Consider the following 18,351-nt stretch of genomic DNA (forward strand, 5'->3'; position numbering starts at 1 on the left):
CGCTTTATCCTGCCTTGGCCCGCGCGGCGGGCCGTTGGGCGGCGCGGTCTTTGCAAAGCTCGGTCGCGCCGCGTCACGCCCGTTTCCCGCGCGGTCAATTATGTGGCCGGACGAAGTCGCCGATCCAGCTTGCGTAGTCGCGCTTGCCGATGTCGACGCCGTTGTGCCGGAGGATGTCGTAGGCGGTCACGAGGTGGAAATAGAAATGCGGCAGCGACCAGGCCCGGAGGAAGCGCAAACCGTCCATCGTAATCACAAAACCTTCGTCGGATCGATCGATGCTGCAGTCACGCCCTTCCGCGCCCTCAAAGGCCGCCGCCGTGACGCCGTCGAGATGTTCGATCGTTCTTGCGATTTCGGCTTTGAGCCCGGCAAAGCTCGTCCCGACGGCGTCCCGCTCTGCAGGAATGCGGCCCGTCAGGCGTACCGTCCCGTCCTTCGCATAGTTGCAGGCCTGCTGAACCTGCTGGGCGAGCGTGTACATGTCCGGCGCGAGCCGCGCGTTGACCAGATCGAGCTTGCTCTCGCGGGCATACGCCGCGCCCTTGTCGAGCAGGCTCGTCAGGCTGTTCAGCCCGGGGACAAAAGACTCGACGGCCATGGCGTACATCATGCTCGTCATAAGAGGTCTCCGCCTGGCATCGTTTTGAGATATTCGACGAGGTAGTCGTTGCTGGCCTCGATCGGGCGGCTGAAGCCGATCTCGAGCGCCGCCTCGCGCTCGGCGGGCGAGTTGAACTCAGCCACCATCCGCCAGCGCGTGCTCCCATCCAAGTCATCGAGCGTGACCGACGTGCGGCAGGTCGGCGGGCCATCCTTGCGCGTGCCGTGATCGACATGCTGCCAGACCAGACGGCGCGGCGGCTCAACCTCGAGAAAGACAAACTCCAGCCGCAATTCGTGCCCGTCCGGAAAGCGCATCACATGATGCCAGAGGCCCCCGGGCCGCACGTCCATCTCGCAGACGGGATTGCTAAAGCCGGGACCACCCCACCAGCGCCTGATATGTTTTGCCTGCGTCATCGCTTGCCACACGAGCTCGCGGGGCGCGTCATAGACGCGGCTCATGACGATGGTGGTTTCGGCGACGGCGACTTCGGTGAGACTACTCATCGGGGTTTCCTTTTCGCTTTCGGCTTTGCGGTTTTCTTCGCCGCGGTTTTGGGCCGCACCGTCTTCAAATACGCATCGAGACTATCGAGATTGCGCTCCCAGAAGGCGCGATATTCCTCGAGCCAGTCCGACACTGATTTCAGCGGCGCGGTTTCGAGATGGCAGGGACGCCATTGCGCGTCGCGGCCGCGGCTGATGAGGCCGGCGTTTTCCAGCACCTTGAGATGTTTGGAGATCGCCGCAACGCTCATGTCATAGGGCAGCGCCAGATCCGTCACCGTGGCATCGCCGCTCGCGAGCCGCGCCAAAAGCCCGCGGCGGGTCGGATCGGCGAGCGCAAACAGCGTCGAGCTCAGGGGGTCCAGCCGCATCTGTATTCAACTATATTGTTAACAACCGTTTGGTTTAATACGCCGCGGAGAGCTGGCCGTCAAGGCCGGCATCCGGCCCGGGCGGCAAGGCATCGGCGAAGGATGTGGTTTCAGCCATTTTGTGCTCCCTTGAATGAAGACGGATGGTCGCTCCGTTGCATTCAAGACGGGCTATCGGTCGCCGGCACAATGGCATCCCTCAATTTCCGGACGCGAGCTGAGGGACGAGGTTGATGACTTTTCGGACAGCAGCAGGTGTTCCGCGGCAGCGGGTTTTGAGGGACGCTCACAATTTAGGAGGTGCCGGGGCCGCTTCTTGTTTCACATTCGCGCCTGGCGGCGGAGCGCGCGCAACAATTGGAAAGTCGAAACTCTGTTGCGGAAACGGCTCGTCGGCGAGTTCGAAATGCCACCATTCCCGCGAATAGGGCTTAAATCCGAAGCCTTGCATGGATTGTTGGAGCAATGTTCGATTGGACCTCGCTTCCGCGGTCACATTGGGGCTTCCGGTGCGTGCAAGCGGGTCAAGGCAATCGTAACCCGTGCCGAGATCGATCGTGCCATCTTCGAAGCGCTGGCCTTTGGCGCCGGTACAAGGTTTTGGCGAAGCCGTCGAATCGTAGCCGGCGAGCGCGGAAAGATCAGCCGGCACGATGCCAAGATCGACCGTGCTGCCGCGCGAATGCGCCGAACGCGCGGCAAGATAGCCAAGCGCAAAAAGCTCCGCCTTGTTGGTGTTCGGAAAAAATTCCGCTTTCATCCTGATGTCCCTGGGCAGCCTGCTCCAGAGCAAAAATTCCCTGACCGCGCGGGCTGGTCGATAACAATCCCAGACGATGAGCGAGAGCTTCTTGGCGGCAAGCTCCGCCTGGACCTGGCTCAAGGCGCGCGCCGCCCTTTCGGTCAGCACGCACTCGTTGGCCAGATAGCCCTCCACTGGCCGCCCCACAAAATTGTGCAAGCCGGCGTAGCGGATGTCCTGCCGGATTGTTGGATCGATGTCGGCGAGGTAGACAAATCCGCTGGGGAGTTTTGTACCGGCGACTGGCGCATCAGGGGGCTTGCAGAACTTTTTCACGGCTTCGGTAACCGCTGCCGCAATGATCGCCTGGTATGCGGGCGTCGACACCAGCAATTCCTCATCGCGATTGACGATCACGCCGGCTTCCAGCAGGACGGCCGGCATATTCGTGTGCCTCAACACGACGAGATTATCCCGGCGGTAAATCCCTCTGGTTGAATCCAGGTATGGTACCCTTGCCCCTACCGGATTGTTCGGCTCGTGGGTGGTCGTGAAATGAAGTCCGCCGGCCATCAGCTGATCAGCCATTATTCGCGCCAGGCCAAGGCTTTCCGGGTATCTCGGGGAGACGTGAAGGGAAAACCCTGTGGAGTCGTCGAAAAAGCCGCGCTGTTCGCCTTCGTAGAGCCAGGGCTTGAGATATTTGTCCCGAACGCCGTCATGATGAATGGAAATGAAGATGTCGGCGTTCATCCGGTTGGCGCGTTCGGTTCGTTGGCTTAACCCCGAATGCCCGTTCAACTCGGTCACCATCAGAAAGGTAGAACGGAAACCGGCGCCTAACAGCTCGTCCCTGACGCGCTGCGCCAGCTTGAGGTTGAACGCGTATTCGCCGATGCCGCGCGCGCTGGTGGCTCCCACATTGGTCGCGGTGTGCCCGACGTCGAGTGCGATGACGATCTGTTCGGGTGCTTTGGATGTGCAAGATGCGGCAAGTGCGGGCCGAACCTCTACTGCCAATGAAAAGACAACCAGCGACATCAGCAGCCACGCGAACGGCGCCACGGCGTGAATAGATCCGCGATGAAGGGCATGGAGCCGCATCACGACGACCCCGCCGCGTCAGCCGCTTCCGCGGCGCGCCGCCGCAACAGCTCCTTCTCGCGCTGGTTGCCGGCGAGGCCTGCTGCCGCCTCGAACGCGGCGCGCGCGTCCTGATGGCGGCCGAGTTTTTGCAGGAGGTCGCCGCGAACGCTGTCGAGCAGATGATAATTTTTCAGCGCCGGCTCGTGCGCGAGCCGCTCGACCATCGCAAGCGCTGGCGCCGGGCCCTCGGCCATGCCGACCGCGACCGCGCGGTTGAGTTCGATGACCGGCGAGCGCACGAGGTCTGTAAGGCCCGCATAGAGCCCGGCAATTCGCGGCCAGTCGGTTGCCTCCGCCGTGGTGGCTTGAGCGTGGCAGGCGATAATCGCCGCTTGCAGCACGTAAAAGCCATTGGCGCCGCCGAGTGCGCGCGCCCGCGCCAGCGCCTGTAGGCCGCGGCGGATTTGCAGCTGGTCCCAGAGCGCGCGGTTCTGGTCCAACAGCAGAATGGGTTCGCCTGTGCCATCGACGCGCGCCGCGGCGCGCGAGGCGTTCAGTTCCATCAACGCCAGCAAGCCATGGGTTTCCGGCTCGCGCGGCGCGATCGAAATGAGCACGCGGCCGATGCGAAGCGCTTCGTTGCAGAGCTGCGGCCGCAGCCAGTCGACGCCGCGCGCCGCGGTATAGCCTTCGTTGAAGATGAGATAGACGACCTCGAGCACGGAAGCGAGCCGCTCGGAAAGCTCGCCCCCGCGCGGGGTCTCGTAGGCAAGCCCGGATTCCGACAGAGTCCGCTTGGCGCGCACGATACGCTGGGCGATGGTCGCATCCGGCAACAGAAAAGCCCGCGCGATCTCTTCGGTGGTCAGCCCGCAGATCATCCGCAGCGCCAGCGCCGCGCGGGCCTCGCGCGACAACAGCGGATGACAGGCGGTGAAGATCAGCCGCAGCAATTCGTCGCCGATGTCATCGTCCAGGCGCCCATCCAGATCGGGCATGGAATCCTGCTCCTGCTCCAGGTCACGGGCCACCATCTCATGCTTGCGCGCGAGCATTTGGGTGCGGCGCAGGTGATCCAGCGCCCGGCGCTTGGCGGTTGCCATCAGCCAGGCGCCGGGTTTTGCCGGCACGCCTGAGGTCGGCCAATGCTCGAGCGCGGCGAGGAGGGCTTCCTGCGTGAGATCTTCCGCCAGCGGCACGTCGCGCAGCATCCGCGAAAGGCTCGTGATCAGCCGCGGCTGCTCGATCCGCCAGACCGCGACGATGGTGCGGTTGATGTCGGCGGCCGTCATGGCCGCCGACTATCTCGAGCGAAGGCGCGCCTCAAGGGCCGGCAAACGCGCGAACCTCGCACGTCCCTTCCCAGCCCGGCATGTGGTCCAGGTGCAGTTGCATGAACTCCTTCCCCATTGCCACCGCTTCTTCCTTGTCGCGCAGTTCAAAGATCGCGTAGCCGCCGACGACCTCCTTGGCTTCCACGAACGGCCCGTCGATGACACTGAGCTTGCCATCGGCAATGCGTACCTGGGCGCCGGTCTGGACCGGCATCAGCCCGCCATTGTCGAGCATGCGGCCGGCCTTGATCTCACGATCGGCGAGCTTGTGCATGGCGGCCATCAGCTCCAGCGTCGGGTTTCCGGGAGGACCGGGATGTTTGACGATATACATGAAGCGCATCGGAAGTCTCCTTTGAAGCGAGCCGCGGGCGCCCTCGCCTTCACGGAACTGTCTCGCACATCAGCTCGACGATCCAGCCCGGCGCGGGTCGACATGGGCATTGCAAAAAAGATCGCACAGGCTTTGGCGCGGGCGGGCGGGACGCTGGAAACCGACCGCTCCGCTAGTAATCCCGGCTTGTTTCGCCTCGGCTTGACAAGTTTGTTTGTATGACATACAAATAAATCACAAGATACGTTGGTCAGGCCATGACCTCTGCATCCGCGACCAGGGACGACATGAAAAGCCCCGCTGCAAACGACCGTTCGAGCGATCCCAAGCACAGCGCCCGTGCAACGCGCACGGCGGGGCGGCAAATGCGCTCGCGGCTGCTCGATGCGGCGAGCATCTTGTTCAAACAGCGCGGGCTTGCGGCGGTGTCGATCGCCGATATCGCCGCAAGCGCCGACGCCTTCCCGAGCCAGATCACCTATTATTTTCGCACCAAGGAAGCGCTGTTCGTCGAAGCGGCCTGCCGCGACGTGCTCTATGTCGCGCGCGCGGCCGAGGAACATGCGGGCAAGCAGCTCTCGCCGCAGGATTACACGCGCGCGCTGGTCGACAGCGTGTTGGGGTCGGACGCGGTCGGCTTCTTTGTCGAGGCGATGACGCTGACCCGACGCCGGCAGGATCTCGCGCCGCTGGTGGAGCGGACGGTGGAACGATTGCACGCCGAGGGTTTGCGCGCCTATGCCGCCGAGATGGCCGCGCGCGGCTGGCATTCGCGGCTCGATCCAGAAACGAGTGCCCGGCGATTTTGGGCGATCGCGATCGGCGTCACGCTCGAAGGCCATGCGATGGGCCGTTCGGCGGACGCATCAGCCGCCGAGATGCTGCGCCTGCTTGGCCCGCAGGCCGATGCGCCTGCTTCAGCCGCGCGGCTCAGGGTCGTCGGCGCCGACGCTTCGCCCCAAGACTAAAGAGAAGGCCTAAGGAGAAATAGCGATGACCGCCCTTCGCATGCGCGCCCGGAATTTCTTGACTGAGCAGGAATTGATCGAGGTGCGCACCCGCGCGACCTGGAAGAGCATTTTGCTCATGGCGCATGCGTGGACCCTGATCCTTGGCTCGATCGCGATAGTGGCGCTATGGCCCAATCCGTTCACGTTTGTACTTGCGGTCGCGATCATCGGCTCGCGCCAGCTTGGGCTGGCAATCCTGATGCATGACGGCGCCCATGGCGCGCTCGCCAACGGCGAGAAATTGAACATGGCGCTCAGCCAGTGGTTCTGCGCCTATCCGATATTTGCCGAGACCAAGGCCTATCGGCGCTATCATCTGCAGCATCACGCGCGCACCCAGCAGGACGACGATCCCGACCTGATCCTCTCGGCGCCGTTTCCGATCACGCAGGCAAGCTACCGGCGAAAATTCTGGCGCGACATCTCGGGCCAGACCGGCTACGCCCAGCGCAAGGCGCAATTTCTCAGCGCACTCGGCGACAAATCGTGGCCGCTCCGCCAGCGCGCCGCGCATTTCTGGGAAAAACTCGGCCCGCAATTCGTCTTCAACCTGATTTTCCTGGCGGGACTCACGGCCGCGGGCGTGTGGTGGGCCTATCCGCTATTGTGGCTGTTGCCGCTCCTGACCTGGATGATGGTCATCACCCGGATCCGCAACATCGCCGAACATGCCGTCGTGCCGGACAGCGACGATCCCTTGCGCAACACCCGCACCACCCGCGCCGGCTTTGTCGAGCGGCTGTTCATCGCGCCGTATTACGTCAACTATCATCTCGAACATCATTTGCTGTTTTATGTGCCCTGCTACAACCTGCCGCGCGTCCACCAAATTCTCTCCCGCAGCCGCTATGCCGGGCGGATGGAGGTGCAGCCGAACTATGCGGCCGTGCTAAGGTTGGCGACCGCAAAACCCGCCAACGAAGACCGGCCCGGCGCGCTCGTCAGCAACGTCCGCCGCGCCCGCACCGGCGTCAGCGTCGACAACAATCAGGTGTCATCAGGGTTTTGAGGCGCGGGCCGCTTACGCCCCCGGCCGCATCTTGGGGAGTTTCGGCAGCGCCGGATCGAGGTGATCCCAGGCGTGTCCGCGCGAGGCGAACATCACCATTTGCGGCTTGAAGGCGGCGGGATCGTCGAGGGTGCCGACATAGACGCCGATAAAATCCGGTTTCGACAGCGGTTTGTTGTAAAGCGGCGAGCCGCAGGCGGTGCAAAAGCCCTTGCGCTTGCCATCGCCGGAATCCGCCGCCCGCTCGATCTCGGTCACCGCGCCGGTGACGCTCATCGCCGCGCGCGGAAACACCATGACCGACGCGTGCCCGGAACCGGTATCCCGCTGGCAATCGCGGCATTGGCACTGGAAGCCGCGAATCGGATCAGCGGCGATCTCATAACGAACCGCGCCACAGGCGCAGCGCCCCGCATACGACATGATGCGAACCTCCCGAGCTCGATAGCGACGATCGCGCTGCGCTCCCGCTACGCCAGCGCGGGAGCGTTCTCTAATTGGTACAAGAACAGATTTGGTGCGGATACTGCGGCATGTTCCCGAATAATCCAAGGCAGATATCTACGTCCCGCGACATTCGGAAGGGCAACTGAAGCCGTTCTAGACAGTTGTGGTGCGCTACGAGAACTTTCCCCATACCCGCTCGGTGGCCCACCAAATAAGCCCGCTTCCCCCGAGGATGATCACGCCCAAACCGATCCATCCAAATATGCCGACGGTGACGAGCCCCACACCAAGCGCCATTACGGGCACGATCATGGCGAGATAATAAGGTCCGGTGTAGCGGCAGTGTGTGCGATTGCACCGCCTCGCATTCAGAATGCACGCCATGCCCATCCAGATGAGGGCGATGATCCAGATCACGGCGCGAACAGATATTGGAACAAACAAACCGGCAAAAATGGCTGCTTTAGGCATCCACCACGCCAGCAAGCTGGTGTGCACACTACCAAGCCAATCGCGGGACGTTTGGGTCGGCGCGTTGGTCATCGCCTGCTAGGCACAGCAGGAGGCAGCACCCGGTTCGCCGGAGCGTACTGCCTGAATTGGCGGACACGGCACCGAGCCGTAGGAACAGAACACGCAACAATCGCCCGACTTCGGCTTTAGCTTTGTGCCGCAGCCGGTGCATTCATAGAAGAACTGACAGGCATCGGTCGGCATAATCTCCGTTTTTGAAACGGCGCAGTGCGGACAAGTGATGGTCGATTGAAGAAGCATCGGATCAGCTCTTGGGCGCGGACGGATAACCCGCCTTGGTGGTCGCCGATGTCAGTTGGTTCACATCGGCTTTGGCGTCGTCGTAGATGACCGTTGCCGTCTTGTCCTTGAAGGACACCGCAACCTTGGCAACGCCGGGGACTGCTTCCAGGCTACCTTTGACGATCGACGGGCAGGCGGCGCAATCCATGTTGTTCACTGCCAAGGTAACGGTCTTGTCCGCCGCAAACGCAGCCGGCGAAGCAACGACGCCCACGGCGAAGGCCGCAAGGGTGAGAAACTTATTCATAGAGGTTCTCCGATCAAGAGTTGAGGAATAGGGGTGCGATGAAGTCGAGGCCGAGCGCGGCGACGACGAGGATCGTCGCGAGGATGAGGCTCGTTTTGACGACACGGTTCGGCAACGGGCGCGCGCAGGCCTCGCCGTCAGCGCAGGCGCGTCGAGAGGATCGATAGACCAGCCAATAGCCGTAACCGAGCAACGCGAGCGTCGCGGCGATGAACCAGGGCTGATAGGGGGCAAGCCGGGTGAAATTCCCGATCCATGCTCCGCTGACCCCGAGGCCGAACAGAACGAGGGGCAAGATGCAACAAGACGACGCCGCCAGCGCTCCGAGAAGGCCGCCTGCCGCTATTAGACTTTGCCGCCGCCGGTTGTCGGTAATTTGATGGTCTTGGTTGATCGTCATCGATTATACGGTGCATCCTGTAGCGACTACAGGATCAAGGACTATTTCATGGGCACCATCACGTCTTCGCGAGCCGAAGCCTTCTCAATCGGCGAGCTGTCCAAGCACAGCGGCGTGAACATTGAGACCATTCGCTATTACGAGCGCATCAAAATGCTGCCGGCGCCGCCACGCACGGCGAACGGGCGGCGGGTCTACGGGCCAGCCGAAAGACGGACATTGGCTTTCATCCGGCGTTCCCGCGACCTCGGGTTCACGCTTGAGGAGATTCGCGCCTTGCTGGCTTTAGGAGGGCCAGAGCGTGCTTCGTGTGCCGACGTACGTAAGATCGCGAGCGCGCATCTGGCGAGCGTTCGTAGTAAACTCTCCGACCTCGTCAAGCTTGAGTCCATCTTGTCGGAAACGGTCGCGCAATGCTCCGACGGCCCTAGCCCCGACTGCCCGGTGCTCGACATTTTGGATGCCGGCCGGCAAAGCGACTAGACCATATATTCCATGTCAGACGAAGGCGCTGAGTCCAGCGGTGCCCACAATTACCCCATGTCAGCATGATACTTAGCCGCATGGTGATGCATAAAGCCAGTTAGGCGACCAGTAAATTCACGTGGCCTTTCCCGAGCGTTCCTCTTCCATCGTCACCGCGACCGCCGCATTCGCCGACAGCCGCACCCTCTCGCCTTCGACCTCGGCGACCAGCCCCAGATCGATGAAATGATGATGGCCTTTGTGGCGTCCTTCGCCGCTGTCGGCTTTGGCGAGCTTGATCCTGCCGCCTTCGACGCGATCGACGGTACCGATGTGAACGCCGTCGGCGCCGATCACTTCCATATGCTGCTTGATGCTTAGTCTCATTTCGGGCCGCCGTCGCGCAATCAGTTCGTCGCGTTTCCTGGTCAGGAGGTCGAGCTGCGCCTCCTGGTCAGCGATACGCCGCGCGTTCAGTTCCTCGACCGCGCCACCGGAATAGGCGGCTGCCTGTTCGGTCAATTCGATGAGGTTTTCCCTGACCGCGGCGATGCGTCTCTCGATCTCCGCGAGGTCCAGCGAAATGTCAGGCATGGCTCGTCCTCCCCGGCGCGGCAGGCGCGCCCTTGCGCAGCCCCAGGAGCGGCGCTGCCCGAGAGCGCTAACGCCGGGACAGCCGTTTCTGTTTCATGCTGCCGGCGAGAAAAGCAAAAATTACTGTCCCCGCAGCATGATCAGCGGATCGGCGCTGTCGGGCACCCGCCGCCATTGCGCGTTGTCGTCGGCCTCGAACTGCCAGGTCTCGCCGCTTTGCGACATCAACAGCATCTGGCCGTGATCGAGCCGCCATTGCGTCGGCGCAAAGGCCGCGACCGCGGCATCGCATTTCGGCTTCAGGAAGACCTGGAAATTATCCCCGCCGGCTTCGGTATTGGTCAGCGTCAGGCCGCAGATCGCCTGGCCGTTGCCGCGCACCATCGACCAGTCGCCGATCATCTGGTCCATCGATTTTGCCAAAGAGCGCGCGGCAGCAAGGTTTTGCAGGATGTAGATGCCTTCGCCCTGCCGCAGGCCTTCCAAAATCCCGCTCTCGACTTCGGTAAAGTCGATCACCGGGCCCCCGGTTGCATCCTGCAGCCGCACGATATCGAGCCCCTTGATGCTCCAGGCCGCGATGTCCTTGGTGAACGGCAACGCAGCCGCGCAGCCGGGCTCGAGTTCGAGTTTTAAGCCTTGCGGCGTCGTATCGCCTTTGAGGGTAACGACGCAGGTCTTGCTGCGTTCGGTGGTCGAGAGCTCCCACTGGCCGATCATGTCTTTCTTCAGAGTGCTCGCATCCTGCGCGCGCGCCTGATCAAGGCCGGCAACCAGCGCCAGCAGCGCCGCAAGCGCGATGCCGACACGAGGCGTCATCAGCGGCTCTTGGCGGGCGTTTCCGCAACCGGCGTCAGCGGCGGCTTGCCGGCGAACCAGGCTTTCAGATTGTCGACCACCAACTGATCCATGGCGTTGCGGGTCACGACCGACGCGGAGCCGATATGCGGCAGCAGCACCACGTTCTGCATGGTGCGCAGTTCATCCGGCACGTTCGGTTCTTTTTCGAACACGTCGAGGCCGGCGGCCAGAATGGTCCCCGATTTGAGCGCTGATATCAGCGCCTGCTCGTCGACCACCGAGCCGCGCGCGACGTTGATGATGACGCCGCGCGGGCCGAGCGCCTTCATGACATCGGCGTTGATCATTTTCGCCGTCGACGGGCCGCCGGGAACGATGACGATCAGCGTATCCACCGCCTTCGCCATCTCGATCAAATCAGGATAGTGCTTGTGGGACACGCCATCGGCGGGTTTGCGCGTATGATAGACCACGGGCACGCGCGACGCGTCGAGCCGGCGTGCGATTGCTTGTCCAATCCGGCCCATGCCGACCATGCCGACCTTGCGATCCCGCAGCGACCCAACGCTCAGGGGGAAATTCTGCGTCAGCCAGAGCCCGGAGCGCAGATATCGGTCTGCCTTGATGAATTCGCGTAACGTCGCGATCAACAGCCCAAACGCGATATCGGCGACCTCCTCGGTCAGCACGTCCGGCGTGTTGGTGACCATGATGTTGTGGTCGCGCGCATAAGCCGCGTCGATGTGGTCGTAGCCGACGCCGAACGAGGAGACGATCTCCATTTTCGGGAAACGCGCCAGCGTCTTGCTGTCGCCGCGAACCGAATTGTACGTCACCGCCATGCCGCGGATTTTCTCGGCGACCGCAGGCGTCAAGCGCTCGAGGTCGGGAATGGTCTCGAACGGATGCAGGACAAACTGATCGGAAAAGCCGTTATCGACGATCGGCTTGCTCGGCCCATAGATCAATAAATCGATCTTCTCGGAGGAGATGTTTCCGCCAACCATCAGTTTTCCTTTCCAAGCGCGCTCTCGTGCCAGCGCCGCAATACCAGATGCGAGGTTAGCGCCAGCAGCCCATAGATGACAATCCCGGCGGCGGAGAGCAATAATAAGGCAGCGAACATGCGGGGAATGTTGAGGCGGTAGCCGGATTCGAGGATTCGGTAGGCAAGGCCGGAACCGGCGCCGGCGGAGCCAGCCGCGATCTCGGCCACAACGGCGCCGATCAGCGACAATCCGCCGGCGATCCGCAATCCGCCGAGGATATACGGCAACGCCGACGGCAGTTTGAGATGGACAAGCGTCTGCAGCCGCGAGGCGCCATAAAGCCTGAAGAGGCCGGCCAGATTGCGGTCGACCGAATTCAATCCGAGCGCGGTGTTCGACAAAACCGGAAAGAATCCGACGATCCAGGCACAGACGATGACGGCGGCCTGCTGCGGCAGGTAAATCAGAAGTAACGGCGCGATCGCAATCACCGGCGTGACCTGCAGGATCACCGCATAGGGAAACAGCGAATATTCCAGCCATTTCGATTGATTGAACAACAGCGCGAGCGCAATGCCGCCGACGGCGGCGGCAACGAAACCTTCCAGCGTGGTGGTCAACGTGGTCATGAGCGATTGCGACAGCACCGGCCAATCCACGATGAGCGTCCAGAACACCGCGCCGGGAGCCGGCAGGATATGGGGCGGGATATCGTTGATGCGCACCACGAGGTCCCAAACCGCGATGCCCGCCGCCAGCACGACGACCGGAAGCAAAATCCGCACAAGGCGCAGGGTGCGGCTGTCGAGTGCCGCCTGCTCGGCCGATATGGGCTGGGTTTGCAGTTCGCTCATGAACCGGGCAGCCCGGAATAGGACGGCGCCAGCGCGTTCGATACCTCGCGGCAATAGCCGGCATAGTCGACGGAGGTGCGAAACTCCTCGCCCCGCGGTTCAGGCGCATCGATGCGAATTTCGGCCGTGATGCGTCCGGGCCGCGCCGACATCACCACCACGCGCTGCGACAGATAGACCGACTCGAACACCGAATGGGTGACGAAGATGACGGTCTTGTGCAGATTACGCCACAGCGACAACAGATCGTTGTTGAGGCGAAAGCGCGTGATCTCATCGAGCGCTGCAAACGGTTCGTCCATCAACAGGAGATCCGGATCGGTGACCAGCGCACGCGCCAGCGAGACCCGCATCTTCATGCCGCCGGATAATTCGCGCGGATACGCATCGGCGAACTCGGCAAGCCCCACTTGCGTCAGCGCTTCGCTGACGCGCGCATTGGCCTCCGCAGCGGCCGCACGGGCGAGTTTCAGCGGTAGCCGCACATTCTCGCGCACGCTGGTCCACGGCATCAAGGTCGGTTCCTGGAACACAAAGCCGATGGAATGTCCGGCGCGCTCCTCGCCGGGGCGGTGGAAGACACCGACCGTTCCCGACGTCGGCGCGTTCAGCCCCGCGATCAGCCGCAACGCCGTCGACTTCCCGCAGCCCGACGGCCCGAGCAGCGACACGAACTCGCCTTTCGTCACATCGAGGTCCAGCGGCCCGAGTGCCATCACGCCATTGTCATAGACCTTGGTGACGGCGCGGAGACTAACCGCGAGGCCGGCCATGCGCGCCTCGGCTTCGGACAAGACTGCAGGCTGGGCCATCGCCAAGCTAGTTCTTCGGCCGCAGATCGAGGCCGACGCCTTTATTGACAAAACGAAGCGTGTAGGCCTTGCGGAAGTCGATATCGGGCTTGACCACGCCGGCGCGAACCATCTTGTCGAAGAAACTCGCGGCGCGCTCGTCGGTCATGGCGCCGATGCCGTCGCGCAAGGTGTCGCCGGAATCGACAATGCCATATTCCTTCATCTTGCTTAGGGAGTAGGCGAGCAACTCGTCGGTCATTTCCGGATTGAGCTTCTTGATCATGGTATTGGCCGGCGCGTTGTCGCCGTAGAGATAATTGTACCAGCCGATGATGGAGGCATCGACGAAGCGCTGCACCAAATCCGGCTTCTTGTCGACCAGGTCGCGCCGGGTCTCGATCAGGGTGGAGTAGGTGTTGAAACCGTAATCCGCCAGCAGGAGCACCCCGGGCTTGAACTTGGCCGCCTTTTCGACCGCGAACGGCTCCGAGGTGACATAGCCCTGCATCGCGGTCTGCTTGTCGGCGATGAAGGGCTGCGAGTTGAAGGTGTAGGGTCTGACCTTTTGCTCGCTGAAGCCATATTCGGACTTCAGCCATTGAAAGTAGCTGGAAATGCCTTCCTTCGACACCAAGAGCGTCAGCGGCTTGAGCTCTTCGAGTTTTGTCACATTCGATTCCGGATGGGTCAGGAAGACCTGCGGATCCTTCTGAAAGATGGCGGCGACCGTCACTACCGGCACGTTGTTGGCGACCGCATCGAACGACATCAGGGTGTTCGCGGCCATGAAGAAATCGAGCTTGCCGGCGATCAGCAGCATGCGGTTGTTGTCGTTCGGGCCGCCCGGCACGATGGTGACGTCGAGCCCGTATTTCCGGTAGGTGCCGTCGGCCAGTGCCTGGAAAAATCCGCCATGCTCGGCTTCCGGAACCCAGTTGGTTCCGAACGAGACCTTGTCCAGCGTTTGGGCGCGTGCAGGCGAGGAAGCCATGACAATGGCCGCAAGGCCTAGCGTTAACGCTCGCAGCAAAAGAACCGGGTTCATGATTGGACTCCGTTGATCGTTCTGCCCATGATAGGAAGCAATGGACGCCGGTTGCGCCCTTTTGAAGGAATACAAACTACCCTGCAAATCTCCGCAAAGAAACATTCGCTCGATGACTTCTTTCCTGCCTCCCCGCGACTGGACCGAGATTCACTGGCCCGACTTCGCCGCCGCGGAGCCTGAGCGATGGATCGCGGTGCTGCCGCTGGCTGCGACCGAACAGCACGGGCCGCATTTGCCGCTCGGGACCGACGTCATGATCGCGGAGGCCTATCTTACGCGGGTGCGCGAGCTGTTGCCCCAAAACATTCCCGCGACCTTCCTTCCCGTTCAACCGGTCGGGATTTCCACCGAGCATGTCGATTATCCGGGCACGCTGACGCTATCTGTGGAAGTCGCGCTGAAGAGCTGGATGGCGATCGGCGAGAGCGTGGCGCGCGCAGGCCTCAAGAAATTCGTGATGGTGACGAGCCATGGCGGCAACAGCGCGGCGATGACGCTGGTGGCGCAGCAACTGCGCGCGCAACACGGGCTTCTCGCCGTCACCACCGGATGGTCGCGCCTCAGTGCGCCGGAGGGACTGTTTCCCGCCGATGAACTCCGTCATGGCATTCATGGCGGTGCGGTCGAGACCTCGATCATGCTAGCGCGATATAAGCAGCATGTGCGCGTGCCTGCGACCGCCGATTTTCGCTCCAGGGCGATCGCGATGGAAAAAGACTATCGCGTTCTGTCGCCGCAGCGGCCGGCGCCGTTCGCCTGGCAGGCCCAGGACCTTCACGCCAGCGGCGCCGTCGGCGATGCGACGATAGCGTCGGCAGAAAAAGGCGAACGCCTCATCGATCAGGGCGCGCGCGCGTTCAGCGAATTGCTTGCCGACGTCGACAAATTCGACCCGAAAGCCCTTTCAGCGCCCCCGAACGTTTGATGCCCTCTCCTAAGCGCATGTAATCGCTAGCAAATAAAAGCACTTTTCGAATTCCCGGACCATGCTTCGAACCGGAATCGAAGACGCTCCGTCCAACTGGGCATGCGGGCCACAACGGCCGCGTCCAACCCGGATGGAGTTTTTTCATGTCGATCAAAACCAAAATTGCAGCCCTTGCGCTGGCGACCCTTGCCGTCACCGGCGGCCTCGTCTCCACCACCACCCAGGCACAGGCCGGCGGTGGCGGCCTCGGCTGGGGCATCGGAGCCGGTCTTCTCGGCGCCGCCGTGGTCGGCAGCGCGATCGCTGCGAACAATGGCTACTACAACAACGGCTACTATTATGACGGCTACCGCCGCTGCGGCTGGGTTCGCCAGTTCGATGCCTACGGCAACTATATGGGCCGCGTCCGCACCTGCAATTTCTACTGATGATCGGCTGAATTTGAGAGTCTTCAAGACGTTCTGATTGTGAAGACGCTCTGACTGTGGATCCGCGTTCGGCACGGGCGCCTCATCCACCCCCGTGCCGCACCCGACCCGCCCGGTTGTCCCCCCGGGCGGGTCATCCTTTTTTCAAGCCTTGGTTGACGCTCGCCGTCAGGGTCGAGCGATCGGCGCGAGTGTTTTAGGCTAATGCGGCGGCAGCGCGATCAAAAGCCCAACGTTCACGGCAAGATTCTGGTCGTGCCCGCGGGTGAAGGCATAACTGAAGCTGGGCTCGACAAACCACCCGTATTGCGGCGTGACCCAGAACATGAAATCAAGAACGCCCGTGGCGCCGAACGAGCCGGAAGATGTCCATTGCGGGCCGGCGCCGATCATGAATTCCACGTTCTTGGACAGTTGGAACGGCTTCTTGAAAACCAGGTCGGCCTCCCACTCCGTACCTTCCTTGCTTCGCAGTGGACTGATCCCGGCCTCGATCTCCAGCCAATGCTCGATCGGCGTCACCTCGATCGCAAGGCTCGGGCCGAAGCTGTTTTTGCCGTCTTGCAGGCCCCATTCACGCGTCGCGCCAATTTCGAGAACGGCACCGCGATGATCGTCGTCCGAACGCTCCCCGGCGAGAATGGGCGCGGGAGCGGCCATAAGCCCGACAATCAGCAGGGCAGGCACTGAATCGAACGGCTTCATGGCCCATCCCTTCGCGACGAATCGAAACCCGCGCAGATTATGCATGGGCGGCGATCCCCCGCCAGATTGTAAAAAAATTGCGTCGGCGGGCGCGACGCGCCATCGCGGCGCGGCGTTCATGAGCGACCGAGCATCGTTTCTTGACGCGAACCGGTCTCCACCCCGGATCAAGTCCGGGGCAGGCTCTCGCTTGAAACGCGCTAGAAGGCCGCCGACCGGGTTGACGTAGCATAGGGGGGTATCCTATATAACCCCGATGTCACATACCATCCGAGAGAAGAAGAAGCTGCTCGCCCGCGTGGGCCGGATTCGCGGTCAGGTCGAAGCGATCGAACGGGCGCTGAATGAAGAGGCCGGATGCGACCGCATCATGCACATGATTGCGGGCGTTCGTGGCGGCGTCGCCGGCCTGATGGCCGAGGTGGTGGAAGACCACATCCGCACCCATCTGGTCGACCCCGAGAAGAATCCGGGCGCGCTCAACGCCGACGCGGCTGATCAGCTCATTGAAGTGGTCCACACTTACCTCAAGTGAGAGACGTCATGACCGACAATAGCAGCAGCGCCGCGGCGGCCTTTCATAGCCATGTTTTCCTCGGCGAAGGCCATGAGAAGAGCGAGCGCAAGACCTGGGCGGTGATCTGGCTCTGCGGCATCATGATGGTCGCGGAAATCATCGGCGGCCTCTTATTCGGCTCGATCGCGCTGGTCGCGGATGGCCTGCACATGAGCACGCATGCCGGCGCGCTGCTGCTGGCGGCGCTGGCCTATACCTACGCGCGCAAACACGCCAACAATCCGGCCTTCACCTTCGGCACCGGCAAGCTCGGCGACCTCGCCGGCTTCACCAGCGCCATTGTGCTCGCCATGATCGCGATCCTGATTGGCTATGAATCCATCAGCCGCATTTTTGATCCGGTTCCGATTCATTTCGCCGAAGCGATCCCGATTGCTTGTCTGGGGTTGGCGGTCAACATCGCGAGCGCATGGCTCTTGAGCGGCGGTGAGCATCACGGTCACAGCCATGGCCATGGTCACGGACACGCCCATGAAGGCCACGACCATGACGAAACCCATGAGATCGCGACCGCGGGCGGAATCGCAACTCTCGAAATATTTGAAGACGGGATGCCGCCGCGCTTTCGGCTGAGTGCCGAGAGCGGGCTGGTTCTGACTGCCCAGGCGTCTTCGGTTGAAACCGTGCGGCCCGATGGGGCCCGGCAAGTTTTCGCCATGAAGAGCCAAAGCGGCTATCTGGAATCGATCGACGAGATTCCGGAACCGCACGCCTTCACCGCGACGGTTCGGATCGGCGACCGACATTATCCCGTCGTCTTCGAAGAGCACGAACATGCGCACGGATCGGCGGCGCGCGACAACAACATGCGCGCGGCGGTGGTGCATGTGATCGCCGATGCCGCGGTGTCGGTGCTGGTGATCGTCGGCCTGTTGCTGGCGCGTGCCTTTGGCTGGCTCTGGATGGATCCGCTGGCCGGCATCATCGGCGCTTGCGTCATCGCCAGCTGGTCCTACGGCCTGATCCGCGACACCGGCGCGATCCTGCTCGACATGAATCCCGACAAGGGCATGGCCGGCAAACTGCGCGAGGCGATCGAGGCCGAGGGCGATACGCTCGCCGATCTGCATCTCTGGCGCCTCGGGCCCGGCCATCTCGGCGCGATCATCTCGGTCATCACCAATAAGGGACGCGACGCCGATTATTATCGCGCCCGGCTGGCGCGCTTCAAATCGCTGTCGCATCTCACCGTCGAGGTCGCGCGCAGGCCCTGACTTTATAAGCGGGGGATCGCAGGGCTTCGCCTGCGATCCCAGATC

At 62.3% G+C, this 18,351-nt stretch carries 25 protein-coding genes; 7 read left to right on the top strand and 18 right to left on the bottom strand.

Going from position 1 to position 18,351, the window contains the following annotated elements:
* Nucleotides 1-94 precede the first annotated feature (94 nt).
* From B5526_RS16185 to B5526_RS16210, 6 genes are all read right to left on the bottom strand, one after another.
* Nucleotides 95-622, bottom strand: a complete 528-nt coding sequence (locus B5526_RS16185; protein WP_197688444.1) for a DUF1993 domain-containing protein — start codon at nucleotides 620-622, stop codon at nucleotides 95-97.
* The gene (locus B5526_RS16190; protein ID WP_079539455.1) at nucleotides 619-1,113 is read right to left on the bottom strand and encodes an SRPBCC domain-containing protein; all 495 of its coding nucleotides are present in this window, start codon (nucleotides 1,111-1,113) and stop codon (nucleotides 619-621) included. Before B5526_RS16190 ends, B5526_RS16185 begins: the two co-directional genes overlap by 4 nt.
* Entirely contained in the window at nucleotides 1,110-1,478 is a 369-nt protein-coding gene (locus tag B5526_RS16195; RefSeq protein WP_154071714.1) for an ArsR/SmtB family transcription factor, read from the bottom strand. Before B5526_RS16195 ends, B5526_RS16190 begins: the two co-directional genes overlap by 4 nt.
* A gap of 292 nt (nucleotides 1,479-1,770) precedes the next feature.
* Entirely contained in the window at nucleotides 1,771-3,330 is a 1,560-nt protein-coding gene (locus B5526_RS39005) for a M15 family metallopeptidase (RefSeq protein WP_154071330.1), read from the bottom strand.
* Nucleotides 3,330-4,604, bottom strand: coding sequence for an RNA polymerase sigma factor (locus tag B5526_RS16205; RefSeq protein ID WP_079539459.1), 1,275 nt, complete (start codon nucleotides 4,602-4,604; stop codon nucleotides 3,330-3,332). Before B5526_RS16205 ends, B5526_RS39005 begins: the two co-directional genes overlap by 1 nt.
* Before the next feature lie 31 nt (nucleotides 4,605-4,635).
* Nucleotides 4,636-4,989, bottom strand: coding sequence for a YciI family protein (locus tag B5526_RS16210; RefSeq protein ID WP_079539461.1), 354 nt, complete (start codon nucleotides 4,987-4,989; stop codon nucleotides 4,636-4,638).
* A 248-nt stretch (nucleotides 4,990-5,237) separates the two neighbouring features.
* On the opposite strand from B5526_RS16210, the gene B5526_RS16215 reads away from it, so the two are divergent.
* Together B5526_RS16215 and B5526_RS16220 are read left to right on the top strand one after the other, a co-directional pair.
* On the top strand, nucleotides 5,238-5,948 hold the full coding sequence (locus tag B5526_RS16215) for a TetR/AcrR family transcriptional regulator C-terminal domain-containing protein (protein ID WP_433994629.1): 711 nt from the start codon (nucleotides 5,238-5,240) through the stop codon (nucleotides 5,946-5,948).
* Nucleotides 5,949-5,973: 25 nt separating this feature from the next.
* Entirely contained in the window at nucleotides 5,974-6,999 is a 1,026-nt protein-coding gene (locus B5526_RS16220; RefSeq protein WP_079539463.1) for a fatty acid desaturase family protein, read from the top strand.
* Nucleotides 7,000-7,011: 12 nt separating this feature from the next.
* Here B5526_RS16220 and B5526_RS16225 read toward each other — a convergent pair whose 3' ends face one another.
* From B5526_RS16225 to B5526_RS16245, 5 genes are all read right to left on the bottom strand, one after another.
* Entirely contained in the window at nucleotides 7,012-7,422 is a 411-nt protein-coding gene (locus B5526_RS16225) for a GFA family protein (RefSeq protein WP_079539465.1), read from the bottom strand.
* 195 nt (nucleotides 7,423-7,617) lie between these two features.
* Entirely contained in the window at nucleotides 7,618-7,917 is a 300-nt protein-coding gene (locus tag B5526_RS16230) for a hypothetical protein (protein ID WP_197688445.1), read from the bottom strand.
* Nucleotides 7,918-7,995: 78 nt separating this feature from the next.
* Nucleotides 7,996-8,220 (bottom strand): GDCCVxC domain-containing (seleno)protein, encoded by a 225-nt coding sequence (locus tag B5526_RS39010; RefSeq protein WP_079539469.1) that lies wholly within the window; start codon nucleotides 8,218-8,220, stop codon nucleotides 7,996-7,998.
* A gap of 4 nt (nucleotides 8,221-8,224) precedes the next feature.
* Complete coding sequence (gene merP / locus B5526_RS16240) at nucleotides 8,225-8,509, bottom strand: mercury resistance system periplasmic binding protein MerP (RefSeq protein WP_079539471.1); 285 nt, start codon at nucleotides 8,507-8,509, stop codon at nucleotides 8,225-8,227.
* Between the two features lie 13 nt (nucleotides 8,510-8,522).
* The gene (locus B5526_RS16245) at nucleotides 8,523-8,909 is read right to left on the bottom strand and encodes a mercuric transporter MerT family protein (RefSeq protein WP_079539473.1); all 387 of its coding nucleotides are present in this window, start codon (nucleotides 8,907-8,909) and stop codon (nucleotides 8,523-8,525) included.
* 48 nt (nucleotides 8,910-8,957) lie between these two features.
* Between B5526_RS16245 and B5526_RS16250 the strand changes: the two genes are divergently transcribed.
* Nucleotides 8,958-9,392: a MerR family transcriptional regulator gene (locus tag B5526_RS16250; protein WP_079545042.1), complete on the top strand. Its 435-nt coding sequence runs from the start codon at nucleotides 8,958-8,960 to the stop codon at nucleotides 9,390-9,392.
* A 117-nt stretch (nucleotides 9,393-9,509) separates the two neighbouring features.
* Here the strand turns inward: B5526_RS16250 and B5526_RS16255 are convergent, their stop codons facing one another.
* The 6 genes from B5526_RS16255 to B5526_RS16280 all read right to left on the bottom strand — a co-directional run bounded on the left by B5526_RS16255 (nucleotide 9,510) and on the right by B5526_RS16280 (nucleotide 14,451).
* Entirely contained in the window at nucleotides 9,510-9,761 is a 252-nt protein-coding gene (locus B5526_RS16255; RefSeq protein WP_079545043.1) for a DUF2171 domain-containing protein, read from the bottom strand.
* Between the two features lie 327 nt (nucleotides 9,762-10,088).
* Nucleotides 10,089-10,787, bottom strand: coding sequence for an AprI/Inh family metalloprotease inhibitor (locus tag B5526_RS16260; RefSeq protein WP_154071331.1), 699 nt, complete (start codon nucleotides 10,785-10,787; stop codon nucleotides 10,089-10,091).
* A complete protein-coding gene (locus B5526_RS16265) occupies nucleotides 10,787-11,776 on the bottom strand; it encodes a 2-hydroxyacid dehydrogenase (protein WP_079539475.1) in 990 nt (329 codons plus the stop codon). Before B5526_RS16265 ends, B5526_RS16260 begins: the two co-directional genes overlap by 1 nt.
* Nucleotides 11,776-12,603: an ABC transporter permease gene (locus B5526_RS16270; protein WP_433994649.1), complete on the bottom strand. Its 828-nt coding sequence runs from the start codon at nucleotides 12,601-12,603 to the stop codon at nucleotides 11,776-11,778. Before B5526_RS16270 ends, B5526_RS16265 begins: the two co-directional genes overlap by 1 nt.
* 5 nt (nucleotides 12,604-12,608) lie before the next feature.
* Nucleotides 12,609-13,424, bottom strand: coding sequence for an ABC transporter ATP-binding protein (locus tag B5526_RS16275; protein WP_079545045.1), 816 nt, complete (start codon nucleotides 13,422-13,424; stop codon nucleotides 12,609-12,611).
* A 7-nt stretch (nucleotides 13,425-13,431) separates the two neighbouring features.
* On the bottom strand, nucleotides 13,432-14,451 hold the full coding sequence (locus B5526_RS16280; RefSeq protein WP_079539479.1) for an ABC transporter substrate-binding protein: 1,020 nt from the start codon (nucleotides 14,449-14,451) through the stop codon (nucleotides 13,432-13,434).
* A 112-nt stretch (nucleotides 14,452-14,563) separates the two neighbouring features.
* Between B5526_RS16280 and B5526_RS16285 the strand changes: the two genes are divergently transcribed.
* On the top strand, nucleotides 14,564-15,379 hold the full coding sequence (locus tag B5526_RS16285) for a creatininase family protein (protein ID WP_079545046.1): 816 nt from the start codon (nucleotides 14,564-14,566) through the stop codon (nucleotides 15,377-15,379).
* 146 nt (nucleotides 15,380-15,525) lie between these two features.
* The gene (locus tag B5526_RS16290) at nucleotides 15,526-15,810 is read left to right on the top strand and encodes a hypothetical protein (RefSeq protein WP_079539481.1); all 285 of its coding nucleotides are present in this window, start codon (nucleotides 15,526-15,528) and stop codon (nucleotides 15,808-15,810) included.
* Between the two features lie 201 nt (nucleotides 15,811-16,011).
* Here B5526_RS16290 and B5526_RS16295 read toward each other — a convergent pair whose 3' ends face one another.
* Nucleotides 16,012-16,635 (bottom strand): hypothetical protein, encoded by a 624-nt coding sequence (locus B5526_RS16295; protein WP_154071332.1) that lies wholly within the window; start codon nucleotides 16,633-16,635, stop codon nucleotides 16,012-16,014.
* Nucleotides 16,636-16,771: 136 nt separating this feature from the next.
* Between B5526_RS16295 and B5526_RS16300 the strand changes: the two genes are divergently transcribed.
* Nucleotides 16,772-17,050 carry a metal/formaldehyde-sensitive transcriptional repressor gene (locus B5526_RS16300; RefSeq protein WP_079539485.1) on the top strand — a complete coding sequence of 93 codons (279 nt, stop codon included), beginning with the start codon at nucleotides 16,772-16,774 and terminating at the stop codon, nucleotides 17,048-17,050.
* A gap of 8 nt (nucleotides 17,051-17,058) precedes the next feature.
* Nucleotides 17,059-18,306, top strand: a complete 1,248-nt coding sequence (dmeF, locus tag B5526_RS16305; protein WP_079539487.1) for a CDF family Co(II)/Ni(II) efflux transporter DmeF — start codon at nucleotides 17,059-17,061, stop codon at nucleotides 18,304-18,306.
* Nucleotides 18,307-18,351 lie beyond the last annotated feature (45 nt).

Source organism: Bradyrhizobium lablabi, assembly GCF_900141755.1.
GTDB classification, from domain to species: domain Bacteria; phylum Pseudomonadota; class Alphaproteobacteria; order Rhizobiales; family Xanthobacteraceae; genus Bradyrhizobium; species Bradyrhizobium lablabi_A.